General features: G+C 74.4%; 2 protein-coding genes. Both read right to left on the bottom strand.

The window, feature by feature from the left end:
- Nucleotides 1-35: 35 nt before the first annotated feature.
- On the bottom strand, nt 36-4799 hold the full coding sequence (locus ACN261_RS18360) for a type I polyketide synthase (protein WP_425853622.1): 4764 nt from the start codon (nt 4797-4799) through the stop codon (nt 36-38).
- Between the two features lie 37 nt (nt 4800-4836).
- Complete coding sequence (locus ACN261_RS18355; protein ID WP_425851228.1) at nt 4837-13860, bottom strand: type I polyketide synthase; 9024 nt, start codon at nt 13858-13860, stop codon at nt 4837-4839.
- Nucleotides 13861-13880 lie beyond the last annotated feature (20 nt).

The raw sequence follows: 13880 nt of genomic DNA, 5'->3' as shown, positions 1-13880 counted from the left end.
AGCGGGACACGTTGCTCCGGGAGCGCGGTGGCGGCTCAGGTCATGCCGAGTTCCTTGTCGATCAGGTCGAACACGTCGTCGGCGGAGGCCGTTTCGAGCCGGTCGACGAGGGTGGCGCCGGTGGTGGTGCTGAGCGTCTCGTTGAGCTTCGCCAGCAGCGACTGGAGCCGGGCGGTGACCCGGTTGCGTTCGATCTCCTCCGGCGTCAGGCCGGCCACGGTCACCTCCAACCGGTCCAGCTCGGCGAGCAGGCCGCCGGCGGTGTCGCCGGTGTAGCCGAGTTCGGCCCGGAGCTGGTCGGCCAGGGCGGTCGGGTTGGGGTGGTCGAACACCAGGGTCGCGGAGAGCCGTACACCGGTGGCGGCGCTGAGCCGGTTACGCAGCTCGACGGCCGTCACCGAGTCCATGCCGAGTTCCTTGAACGCGCGCTGCGGCTCGACCAGGTCGGCGTCGCCGTAGCCGAGGACGGCGGCCACGTTGGTGCGGACGGTCTCCAGCAGTAGGGCGCGCTGCTCGACCTCGGACAGCGTGCCGAGCCGGTCGGCGAGCGCCGACGACGACCCCGCCTCGGTGGCCTCGGCGGCCTCCGGTGCGGCGTCGGGCAGTTCGGCCAGCAGCGGTCGGGGCCGGGCCAGGGTGTAGATGGGGCCGAACCGGGCCCAGTCGATGTCGGCGACGACGAGGTGACTCTCGTCGTGGTCGAGGGCCTGTCCGAGCGCGTCGACGGCGAGCCGCGGGTCCATCACGCCGACGCCGAGCCGGTCGAGGTGCGCCCCGACCTCGCCGCCGGCCATGCCACCGCCGCCGCCCCAGCTACCCCAGGCGACCGAGGTGGCGACCGCACCCCGGTTGCGCCGGCGGTGCGCCAACGCGTCCAGGTACGCGTTCGCCGTCGCGTACCCCGCCTGACCGGCACTGCCCCACACCGCCGCACCGGAGGAGAACACCACGAACGCGTCCAACGGCCGGTCGGCGGTCAACTCGTCGAGGTGCACCGCGCCGAGCACCTTCGCCCGGCACACGTCGGCGAAGTCGTCGAGGGCGGTCTGCCCCAACGGCACCTCGGGGTGCAGCACCCCGGCGGCGTGGAACACGGCGGTCAGCTCGTCACCGAGGTCGGCCAGCAGCGCGGCTACCGCGTCCCGGTCGGCCACGTCGACGGCGACGACCTCGACCTCCGGGTGCCGGGCCATCAGCTCGGCCGCGCCCGGGGCGTCCGGACCACGCCGGCTCGCCAGCACCACGCGCTGCGCGCCGTTGCCGACCAGCCATTCGGTGACGTGCCCGCCGACCCCGCCGGTGCCGCCGGTGACCAGGACGGTGCCGGCGGGTCGCCAGCGCCGTTCGGGTGCCCCGGTCACCGGACGGCGGACCATCCGGCGGGCCAGCGTGCCGGCCGCCCGCAGCGCCACCTGGTCCTCGCCGCCGCCGGTCAGCACGTCGGCCAGCCGGTCAACGGTCTGCGGCGTCCACTCGGCGGGCAGGTCGACCAGGCCGCCCCACCAGCCGGGATAGTCGAGGGAGAGCACCGTGCCCAGGCCCCACAGGGCACCCTGGGCCGGGTCGGCGACCGGCTCGAACCGGTCCACCCCGACCCCACCGGCGGTGACGCACCAGAGCCGGCCGGTGAAGTCGGACGCGGCCAGCGCGTGCACCAGCGACACGGTGGCGGTGATCCCGGCGGACAGGCCGACACCCAGCGGGTCGGGGCCGTCGTCCAGGGCGAGCAGGGAGAGCACCCCGGCGGGGGCCTCCCGGCCGCCGTGGTCGGTGCCGGTGACGGTGACCACCTCGGCGCCCCGGGCGGTCAGGCCGTCGGCGAGCGTACGCAGCCGCTCGTCGCCGGCCAGCGCCGCCGGGGCGACCACCCACCACACGCCGCTGAGCTGCCCGCCGGTGGGCACCTCGGTCGGCCGCCACACCACCCGGTACCGCCAGCCGTCCACGGTGGCGACGTCGCGCTGCCGGGACCGCCACGACGTCAGGCCGGGCAGCACCTCCCCGACCAGTGCGGTGTCGACGCCGAGGCCGTCGGCGAGCAGGTCGACGTCGGCGCGTTCCACGGCGTCCCAGAACCCGGCGTCGGTGCCGCCGCCGGTCGGGGCCGCGACGGTCGGCGCGATCCAGTAACGCTCGTGCTGGAAGGCGTAGGTGGGCAGGTCCACCCGGCGGGTGCCGGGCAGGGCGGCGGCCCAGTCCACGTCGACGCCCCGCACGTGCAGCTCGGCCAGGGAGGTGAGCAGCCGGTCCAGGCCGCCGTCGTCGCGGCGCAGGGTGCCGGTGACCACCGTCGGGCGGTCCGCCGACTCCAGCGTCTCCTGCATCCCCATGCCGAGCACCGGGTGCGGGCTGACCTCCACGAACCCGGTCCAGCCCTGCCCGGCGAGAGAGCGGATCGCCGGGTCGAACCGGACCGTGTTGCGGAGGTTGTCGTACCAGTAGCGGGCGTCGAGGGTGGCGGTGTCCACCCAGTCGCCGGTGACCGTGGAGAGCATCCGGATCGTCCCGGTACGCGGGTTGATCGGGGCCAGGTCCTCCAGCAGCCGGTGTTCCAGCAGCTCCACCTGCGCGGAGTGCGAGGCGTAGTCGACGGCGACCTGCTTGACCCGCACCCCCTCCTCGGTGAGGGCGGCGACGAGTTCCCGCAGCGCCTCAGGGGTGCCGGAGACCACCACCGAACCCGCCCCGTTGACCACGGCGAGGGAGATGTCGCCCGCCCACCGGGCGATCCGCTCCTGCGCCCGGTCGGCGGGCAGCCCGACCGAGACCATGCCGCCCCGGCCGGCCAGCTTCTCGCCGATGGCCCGGCTGCGCAGGGTCACCACCCGCGCCCCGTCGGCCAGGGAGAGCCCGCCGGCCACGCAGGCGGCGGCGATCTCACCCTGCGAGTGGCCGACGACCGCGTCGGGTTCGACGCCGTAGCTGCGCCAGGTGGCGGCGAGGGAGACCATCATCGCCCACAGGGCGGGCTGGACGACGTCCACCCACTCCAGGGAGGGTGCGCCGGGAACCCCCCGGACCACGTCCAGCAGGTCCCAGTCGACGTACGCGCGCAACTCGGCGGCGCAGCGGCCCATCTGCTCGGCGAAGACCGGCGAGGAGTCCAGCAGCGCGGCGGCCATGCCGACCCACTGTGCGCCCTGGCCGGGGAAGACGAAGACGACCCGACCGGCGGCGTCGGCGGTACCGGTGACCGCGGTGGGGGCGGGCAGCCCGTCGGCGACCGCGCCGAGCGCCGTCCGCAGGTCCGGAAGGTCGCCACCGAGCACCACGGCCCGGTGGTCGAGCCGGGCCCGACCGGCCAGCGTCCGCCCCACGGCGGCCGGGTCGGCCGGTACGGCGTCCAGGTGCGACAGCAGCCGCCGTGCCTGGGCCCGCAGTGCCCGGTCGGTGTGCCCGGAGAGCACCCACGGCAGCACCGCCGGGGTGGCCGGCTGCTCGTCCTCCTCGGCCGGGGCCGCCTCTTCGAGCACGACGTGGGCGTTGGTGCCGCTGATGCCGAACGAGGAGACCGCACAGCGGCGGGCGTGGCCGGTCTGCGGCCACTCCACCGGCTCGGTGAGCAGCTTGACCGTGCCGGGCGACCAGTCGATCTCGCCGCTGGGCTCGTCGACGTGCAGGGTGCGGGGCAGTACCCCGTGCCGCATCGCCTGCACCATCTTGATCACGCCACCGACACCGGCGGCGGCCTGCGAGTGGCCGATGTTGGACTTGAGCGAGCCGAGCCACAACGGGCGGTCGGCGGGCCGGTCCCGGCCGTACGTGGCGAACAGCGCCTGCGCCTCGATCGGGTCGCCGAGCCGGGTGCCGGTGCCGTGCGCCTCGACCGCGTCGATCTCCTGACCGGCGAGCCGGGCGTTGGCCAGCGCGGCCCGGATGACCCGACGCTGGGAGGGGCCGTTGGGGGCGGTGAGGCCGTTGGACGCGCCGTCCTGGTTGATCGCGGAGCCCCGGATGACGGCGAGCACCGGGTGCCCGTTGCGGCGGGCGTCGGAGAGCCGTTCCAGCACCAGCGACCCGGCGCCCTCGGCCCAGCCGGTGCCGTCGGCGGCGGCGGCGAACGACTTGCACCGGCCGTCGAAGGACAGCGCCCGCTGCCGGGAGAACTCGACGAACGCGTCGGGGGTGCCGATCACGGTGACCCCACCGGCGACGGCGAGCGACGACTCCCCGGAGCGCAGCGACTGGCAGGCCCAGTGCAGGGCGACCAGCGACGACGAGCAGCCGGTGTCGACGGTGACCGCCGGCCCCTCCAACCCGAGGGTGTACGACAGCCGGCCGGAGACGATGCTGCCGGCGCCCCAGCTGTTCGGGTAGTCGTGGTAGACGACGCCGGTGAACACGGCGGTGGGGCTGCCCTTGAGCGACAGCGGGTCGATGCCGGCCCGCTCCAACGCCTCCCAGGACGTCTCCAGGAACAGCCGCTGCTGCGGGTCCATCTCGGCGGCCTCGCGGGGCGAGATGCCGAAGAAGGTCGGGTCGAAGGCGGCGGCGTCGTAGAGGAAGCCGCCGTCGCGGGTGTAGCTGGTGCCGGGGTGGTCCGGGTCCGGGTCGTAGAGCCGGTCGAGGTCCCAGCCCCGGTCGGTGGGCATGCCGGAGATCGCGTCGGTGCCGGCCGCGACGAGGTCCCACAGGGCCTCGGGCGAGTCGACGCCGCCGGGGTAGCGGCAGCCCATGCCGACGATGGCGATCGGTTCGGCGGCGCGCTCCTCGATGTCGCGGAGCCGCTCGCTGGTCTCGTGCAGGTCGGCCGTGACCCGCCGCAGGTAGTCACGAAGCTTCTGTTCGTTGGACATCAGGAACCCATTCCCGGACGGCGCCGACGGAGCGGACGGATCATGAGGTGCCGAACTTGCTGTCGATGAAGTCGAAGAGGTCGTCGTCGGAGGCGGTGTCGAGATCCTCGGTGACGCTGGCGACCTCGGCCGGGCGTTGACCGGCGGTCCACGCGGCGAGCATGGTGCGCAGCCGCTCCCCCACCCCGGCCCGGGTGCTCTCGTCGAGTGCGGCGACCGCATCGGCATCCAGGGTGGACAGCGCCGCCTGGAGCCGGTCGAGGTCGTCGAGCAGGGTGACGCCCCCGGCGTCGGCGGGCACCAGCTCGGTGAGCAGTTGCTGGGCCAGCTCGGTCGGGGTCGGGTAGTCGAAGACCAGCGTGGCGGGCAGCCGCAGCGCGGTCTCGGTGGTGAGCCGGTTACGCAGCTCGACGGCGGTCAGCGAGTCGAAGCCGGCCTCCTTGAACGCCCGCTCCGGGTCGACGTCCGCGCCGGAGGCGTACCCGAGGACGGCGGCGACCTGGTCACGGACCAGCACCAGGACGGTGTCCAGGCGGTCCGGTGACGGCATCGCGGCGAGCCGACCGGCGAGGTCGGCGGTCACGGTGACCGGGGTGGCCGGTTCGGCCTCGGGTTGGGCGTCGGGCAGCGCGGCCAGCAGCGGCCGGGGCCGGGCCAGGGTGTAGATGGGGGTGAACCGGGTCCAGTCGATGTCGGCGACGACGAGGTGGCTCTCGTCGTGGTCGAGGGCCTCCCGCAGCGCCCGGACGGCGAGCCGGGGTTCCATCGGCGGGGTGCCCTGCCGGCGCAGGTGTGCGGTGGCCTCCCCGTCGGCCATTCCGCCGCCGGCCCAGCTGCCCCAGGCGACCGAGGTGGCGACCGCACCCCGACTGCGCCGACGGTGCGCCAACGCGTCCAGGTACGCGTTCGCCGTCGCGTACCCGGCCTGACCGGCACTGCCCCACACCGCCGCACCGGAGGAGAACACCACGAACGCGTCCAACGGCCGGTCGGCCAGCAACGCGTCCAGGTGCACCGCGCCGAGCACCTTCGCCCGGCACACCTCGGCGAACTCGGCCACGCTGGTCTCCGGGAGCGACTTCTCCTGGTGCAGCACCCCAGCGGCGTGGAACACGGCGGTCAAGTCGTCACCGAGGTCGGCCAGCAGCGTGGCCACCGACTCCCGGTCCGCCACGTCACACGCCACCACCTCGACACCCGGATGCCGGGCCGTCAGCTCCGCCGCACCCGGGGCCGCCGCGCCCCGCCGGCTCGCCAGCACCACCCGCCGGGCACCCTGACCGACAAGCCATTCGGTCAGGTGCCCGCCGATGCCACCGGTGCCGCCGGTGACGAGCACCGTGCCGGTGGGCGTGTAGCGCCGCTCGGGGTTGCCGGCGGCCGGCCAGCGGACCAACCGTCGGGCCAGCACCCCGGCGGTACGGACGGCCACCTGGTCCTCCGCACCGGCGGCGAGGACGTCGACGAGCCGCGCGACGTGCTCGTCGGTCCAGTCGGTCGGCAGGTCGGCCAGGCCACCCCAGGAGTGCGGGTACTCCAGGGACAGCACGGTGCCGAGCCCCCACAGCGCGCCCTGCGCGGGGTGCGGCAGCTCCTCGAACCGGTCGACGGCGACACCACCCGAGGTGAGGCACCACACCCGGCCGGCGAATTCGGTGGCGGTGAGGGCCTGGATCAGCGCGACGGTGTCGGTGACGCCGACGGACAGGCCGGCGTCGGTGACGTCCGGGGTGTCGTCGAGGGCGAGCAGGGACACCACCCCGGCGGGGGTGTCCCCGGCGGGCAGCTCGGTGCCGGTGACGGTGACGACGTCGGCGCCCCGGGCGGCGAGTCCGGCGGCGAGGGCGGACACCCGGGCGTCGCCCGTCGACGCGGCCGGTACGACGAGCCACCAGGTGCCGGTGAGTTCACCACCGTCGGGCAGTTCGGTGGAACGCCACACCACCCGGTACCGCCAGTCGTCCACGGTGGCCGCGTCCCGTTGCCGGGCCCGCCAGGCGGCGAGGCCGGGCAGCACCTCGGTGACGACGCCCGGGGCGACGCCGAGACCGTCGGCGAGCACGTCGGTGTCGCCCCGGTCGACGGCGTCCCAGAACCCGCCGTCGGCCTCGTCGGTGCCGGTGCCGGTGGTGGTCTCGGGCTCGATCCAGTACCGCTGGTGCTGGAAGGCGTAGGTGGGCAGTTCCACCTGCCGCCCGCCGGGGTTGACCGCCGTCCAGTCGAGGTCGACGCCGGTGGTCCACGCCTGCGCCATCCCGGTGGCGTACGCGGCGACCTGTTCCCGGTCGCGGCGCTGCAACGGGATGGTCACCGCGTCGTCGACGCAGTCGGCGACCATCGCGGTCAGCACACTGTCCGGCCCGATCTCCACGAACCGGGTCACACCCCGGGCGGCGAGGGCGGCGACCGCGTCGGCGAACCGCACCGTGCCCCGCACCTGACCCTGCCAGTATTCGACCGAACCGAGTTGATCGTCACCGGCCAGGTCGCCGGTGGCGGTCGACACCAACGGGATGCCCGCCGGGTTGGTGGTGACGCCGTCGAGGACCAGCCCGTAGCCGGCCAGCATCGGGTCCATCAGGTGCGAGTGGAACGCGTGCGACACCCGCAACCGACGGGTCTTCACCTCAAGCGACGCTTCCAAGGCGGCGATCTGCTCCTCGGTCCCCGACACCACCACCGCCCGGGGACCGTTCACCGCCGCGACGTCCACGTCGCCCAGGTCCAACTCATCCAGCGGCGCGGCGATCGCCAACATCGCCCCACCCGCCGGAAGGGCCTGCATCAGACCACCCCGCGCCGCCACGACCCGACACGCGTCGTCGAGGGACCAGACTCCGGCGACGTGTGCGGCGGCCAGCTCACCGATCGAATGACCCGCAACGAAATCGGGCTTCAGACCCCACGACTCCGCGAGACGGAACAACGCCACCTCGACCGCGAACAACGCCGGCTGCGTCCACCCCGTCCGATCCAACACCCCGTCCGGATCGGTGAACATCACCTCCCGCAGATCACCATCGAGCAACGGACCGAACGCCGCACACACCTCATCAAGGGCCTGTGCAAACACCGGGAACGCTTCGGCCAGCTCACGGCCCATCCCGACCCGCTGCGCACCCTGACCGGTGAACAACACCGCCGTACGACCGGCGACGGTCCGACCCGACACACCGCCACCCGAGGTCAACGCCTCCAGGGAGACGGCCAGGTCAGCGGCCGTACCGCCGACGGCGACGGCCCGATGGTCCAGGGCCGCCCGACCGACGGCCAGCGAATGCCCCACGTCGACCGGCCGTTCGTCAGTCAGGAAGTCACGCAGGCGGCCGGCCTGGGCGGCCAGCGCACCGGCCGACCGGGCGGACAGCGGCCAGAGCGCCACCGGCGGCTCGGGGGCCCCGTCCTGGCCGGCGGGCTCGACCGGCGGGGCCTCCTCCACGATCACGTGGGCGTTGGTGCCGCTGATGCCGAACGACGACACCCCCGCCCGGCGCGGGCGGTCCCCGGCCGGCCAGTCGACCGGTTCGGTGAGCAGCCGCACGTCCCCGGCGTCCCAGTCGACCTGCCGCGACGGCGTCTCGGCGTGCAGCGTGCGCGGCAGGGTGCCGTGCCGCATCGCCATCACCATCTTGATCACACCGGCCATGCCGGCGGCGGCCTGGGCGTGACCCATGTTGGACTTGATCGAGCCGAGCCACAGGGGGCGGTCCCGGTCCCGGCCGTACGTCGCGAGCAGCGCCTGGGCCTCGATCGGGTCACCGAGGGTGGTGCCGGTGCCGTGTGCCTCGACCGCGTCGACCGCGTCGGGGGTGATCCGGGCGTTGGCCAGCGCCGCCCGGATCACCCGCTGCTGGGCCGGCCCGTTCGGCGCGGTCAGCCCGTTCGACGCACCGTCCTGGTTGACGGCCGAACCCCGGATCAGCCCGTAGACGCGGTGCCCGTTGCGCTGCGCGTCGGAGAGCCGCTCCAGCACCAGCACCCCGACGCCCTCGGACCAGCCGGTGCCGTCGGCGTCGTCGGAGAACGACTTGCACCGGCCGTCCGGGGCGAGCCCCCGCTGCCGGCTGAACGCCACGAACGGGGTCGGGTTCGACATCACCAGCACCCCACCGGCGATGGCGGTGGTGCACTCCCCGGCCCGCAGCGCCTGGCTGGCGAGGTGCAGTGCGACAAGAGACGAGGAACACGCCGTGTCGACGGTCATCGACGGCCCCTCGAACCCGAACGCGTACGACACCCGGCCGGAGATCACCGACGCGGAGCTGCCGGTGCTCAGGTACGCCTCCGACTCGGCGGGGGCAAGGCCGAGCAGGTCGCCGTAGTCCTGGGCACCGGAGCCGACGAACACCCCGACGGGGCTGCCGCGCAGCGCCTCCGGGTCCATCCCGGCCCGCTCGCACGCCTCCCAGGTGACCTCCAGCATCAGCCGCTGCTGCGGGTCCATGGCGATCGCCTCACGGGGCGAGATGCCGAAGAACTCGGCGTCGAACGCGCCCGCCTCGTAGACGAAGCCGCCGGAGCGGACGTAGCTGGTGCCCGGCTGGTCCGGGTCGGCGTCGAAGAGGGCGTCGGAGTTCCAGCCCCGGTCGACGGGGAACGCGCTGATCGCGTCGGTGCCGCTGTCGACGAGCCGCCACAGGTCCTCCGGGGACCGGACGCCGCCGGGGTAGCGGCAGCTCATCCCGATGATGGCGATCGGCTCGTCGGGGTCGGAGCCGCCGACGCCGGACGCGACGGGGGTCGGGGCGGCGGTGCCGACGAGTTCGTCGTACAGGTGACGGGCCAGCACGGCCGGGGTCGGGTGGTCGTAGACCATGGTGGCCGGCAGGCGCAGCCCGACGGCCGCGCCGAGGGCGTTGCGCAGCTCCACGGCGGTCAGCGAGTCGAACCCGAGTTCCCGGAACGGCCGCTGGACGTCCACGGTGGTGGCCGCGTCGTACCCGAGGACGGTGGCGACCTGGGCGCGGACGGTGTCCAGCAGGTACGGCAGCCGCTCGGCGTCGGGCAACCCGGCCAGTACGGAGGTGTCGGTGGGCGCGGCCGGGGCGGCGGCTGGGGTCTGCTGGGCCTCGGGGAGCGCGGCGAGCAGCGGCCGGGGCCGGGCCAGGGTGTAGATCGGCGTGAACCGGGCCCAGTCGATGTCGGTGACCACGAGGTGGCTCTCGTCGTGGTCGAGGACCTGCTGCAACGCACCGAGGGCCAGACGCGGTTCCATCGGCGGGGTGCCCTGCCGCAGGAGCTGCTCGGTGGCCTGCTCGTCGACCATGCCGCCGCCGCCCCAGGTGCCCCAGGCCACCGAGGTGGCGGTCAGGCCCCGGCGACGGCGCTGGTGGGCCAGCGCATCGAGCCAGGCGTTGCCGGTGCCGTAGGCGGCCTGCCCGGCGCTGCCCCAGACGGCCGCGCCGGAGGCGAACAGCACGAACGCGTCGAGCGACCGGTCGCCGAGCAGCGCGTCGAGGTGGGTCGCGCCGAGCACCTTGGCCCGGCACACGGCGGCGAAGTCGTCGAGGCTGGTGTCGCCGAGCGGGGCCGGGTCGTAGAGCACCCCGGCGGCGTGGAAGACGGCGGTCAGGTCGTCGCCGATCCCGTCGAGCAGCGCGGCGACCGCGTCCCGGTCGGCCACGTCGCAGGCGACGACCTGAACGCCGGGCAGGCGGGCAGCCAGGTCGGCGGCCCCGGGGGCGGCCGGTCCGCGCCGGCTGGCCAGCACCACCCGCTCGGCACCCCGGTCGAGGAGCCATTCGGTGAGGTGTGCGCCGATGCCGCCGGTGCCGCCGGTGACGAGCACGGTGCCGGTGGGGGTGTAGCGCCGCTCGGGGCTGCCGGCGACGGGCCAGCGCACCATCCGCCGGGCCAGCGCCCCGGCGGTACGCAGGGCCACCTGGTCCTCGCCGCCGTCGGCGAGCACGTCGACGAGCCGGTCGAGGGTGTCGGGCGTCCAGTCGGCGGGCAGGTCGACCAGGCCACCCCACCAGCCGGGGTAGTCGAGGGAGAGCACCGTGCCGAGCCCCCACAGGCCGGCCTGGGCGGCGTGCGGCAGGTCCTCGTACCGGTCGACGGCGACGCCGCCCGTGGTGAGGCACCAGAGCCGGCCGGTGACGTCGGCGGCGGCGAGGGCCCGCACCAGTCGTACGGTGCCGGTGACCCCGGCGGACAGCCCGGCGTCGTACGGGTCCGGGGTGTCGTCGAGGCCGAGCAGGGAGAGGACACCGGTGGGGGTGCCCCGGCCGGCGAGCGGGTCGGTGCCGGTGAGCCGGGTGACGGTGGCCCCCCGGGTGGCGAGCGCGTCGGCCACGGCGGTGACCCGGGGGTCGTCGGTGAGGGTGTCCGGGGTGACGAGCCACCAGTCGCCGGTGAGTTCCGGCCCGGTGGGCAGGTCGGCGGCCCGCCACACGACCCGGTAGCGCCAGTCGTCGGTGACGGTGGCCGGTGCGGCGGTGGGGGCGGCCAGCCAGTACCGCTGGCGGGCGAAGGCGTAGCCGGGCAGCTCCACCTGCCGTGCCCCCGGGTGCACGGCCGTCCAGTCGAGGTCGACGCCGGTGGTCCACGCCTGCGCCATCCCGGTGGCGTACGCGGCCACCTGCTCCCGGTCGCGGCGCTGCAACGGAATCGCCACCGTGTCGTCGACGCTGTCGGCGACCATCGCGGTCAGCACACTGTCCGGCCCGATCTCGACGAACCGGGTCACACCCCGTGCGGCGAGGGCGGCCACCGCGTCGGCGAACCGGACCGTGCCCCGCACCTGACCCTGCCAGTAACCGACCGAACCGAGTTCGTCGTCGCTGGCCAGGTCACCGGTCGCGGTCGACACCAGCGCAATGCCCGCAGGGTTCGCGGTCACCCCGCCGACCACCTGCCCGTACTCGGCGAGCATCGGGTCCATCAGGTGCGAGTGGAACGCGTGCGACACCCGCAACCGACGCGTCTTCACCTCAAGCGACGCTTCCAGGGCGGCGATCTGCTCCTCGGTGCCGGACACGACGACCGCGCGGGGACCGTTCACCGCCGCGACGTCGACGTCACCCAGGTCCAGCTCGGCAAGCGGCGCGGCGATCGCCAGCATCGCGCCACCCGCCGGAAGCGCCTGCATCAAGCTGCCTCGGGCCGCTACCACGCGGCACGCGTCCTCCAGGGACCACACCCCGGCGACGTGGGCGGCGGCCAGCTCACCGATCGAGTGCCCGGCGACGAAGTCCGGCTTCAATCCCCAGGATTCGGCCAGCCGGAACAGGGCCACCTCGATCGCGAACAGGGCCGGCTGCGTCCACCCCGTCCGATCCAACACCCCGTCCGGATCGGTGAACATCACCTCCCGCAGATCACCATCGAGCAACGGACCGAACGCCGCACACACCTCATCAAGGGCCTGCGCGAACACCGGGAACGCTTCGGCCAGCTCACGGCCCATCCCGACCCGCTGCGCACCCTGACCGGTGAACAACACCGCCGTACGACCGGTGGTGATCCGACCCGACACACCGGTGCCGGCGGCCAGGGCGTCGAGACCGGCGGACAGCTCGCCGGCCCCACGGCCCACCGCCACCCCCCGGAACTCCAACCCGGCCCGACCCGCACCCAGCGAGAACCCGACGTCCACCGGACGCTCGTCGGTGTCGGCGGCGAACCCGGCGATCCGGGCGGCCTGACGGGCCATCCCCTCGGGGGACCGTCCCGACACCGGCCAGAGGACGACCGGCGGGGTCGGCCCCGGCGTGCCGGCCTCCACGGGCGGGGCCTGCTCGACGATGAGGTGCACGTTGGTGCCGCTGATGCCGAACGACGACACGCCCGCCCGGCGGGGCCGGTCCAGCTCCGGCCAGTCGACCGGTTCGGTGAGCAGCCGCACGTCCCCGGCGTCCCAGTCGACCTGCCGCGACGGCGTCTCGGCGTGCAGCGTGCGCGGCAGGGTGCCGTGCCGCATCGCCATCACCATCTTGATCACACCGGCGACCCCGGCTGCGGCCTGGGCGTGCCCGATGTTGGACTTGATCGAACCGAGGAAGAGCGGCGTCTCCCGGTCCCGGCCGTAGGTGGCGAGCACGGCCTGCGCCTCGATCGGGTCACCGAGGGTGGTGCCGGTGCCGTGCGCCTCGACCACGTCCACGTCGGCGACGGAGAGCCGGGCGTTGGCCAGCGCCGCCCGGATCACCCGCTGCTGGGCCGGCCCGTTCGGCGCGGTCAGCCCGTTCGACGCACCGTCCTGGTTGACGGCCGAACCCCGGATCAGCCCGTAGACGCGGTGCCCGTTGCGCTGCGCGTCGGAGAGCCGCTCCAGCACCAGCACCCCGACGCCCTCGGACCAGGCCGCGCCGTCCGCACCGTCGCCGAAGGACCGGCACCGGCCGTCCGGGGACAGCGCACGCTGCTTGCTGAACTCGACGAAGAGCTGCGGGGTGGCCATCACGGCGACCCCGCCGGCCAGGGCGAGCCCGCACTCCTCCTTGCGCAGCGACTGGCAGGCCAGGTGCATCGCCACCGACGACGACGAGCAGGCGGTGTCGACGGTGATCGCCGGCCCCTCCAGGCCCAGGTTGTAGGCGACCCGGCCGGAGACGAGGCTGCCGGAGGTGGTGCTGTCGACGTAGTCGTGGTGCATCACGCCGACGAACACGCCGGTGGCGGTGCCCTTGAGGGCGACCGGGTCGATGCCGCCGTGCTCGAACGCCTCCCAGGACGCCTCCAGCAGCAGCCGCTGCTGCGGGTCCGTCTCCACCGCCTCGCGGGGGCTCATCCCGAAGAACCCCGGGTCGAAGTCGGCGGCGTCGTAGAGGAAACCACCGTGCCGGGTGTAGCTCTTGCCGGGCTTGCCGGGTTCCGGGTCGTAGACGCCGTCGACGTCCCAGCCCCGGTCGGTGGGGAAGCCGGAGATGGCGTCGGTGCCGTCGGCGACGAGCCGCCACAGGTCCTCCGGCGACCGGACCCCGCCGGGGTAGCGGCAGCCCATGCCGACGATCGCGATCGGCTCCTGGTCCCGGCCCTCCACCTCACGCAGCCGCCGGTTGGCCTGTTGCAATTCGGCGGTGGCGCGCTTGAGGAAGGTCCGGAGCTTGTCGTCGTTCGCCATCGTTCACACCAATCTTTCCC

Origin of the sequence: Micromonospora sp. WMMD723 (assembly GCF_049863385.1) — a bacterium.
Taxonomy (GTDB): domain Bacteria; phylum Actinomycetota; class Actinomycetes; order Mycobacteriales; family Micromonosporaceae; genus Micromonospora; species Micromonospora wenchangensis.
This window is presented reverse-complemented; position numbering and strand designations above follow the sequence as displayed.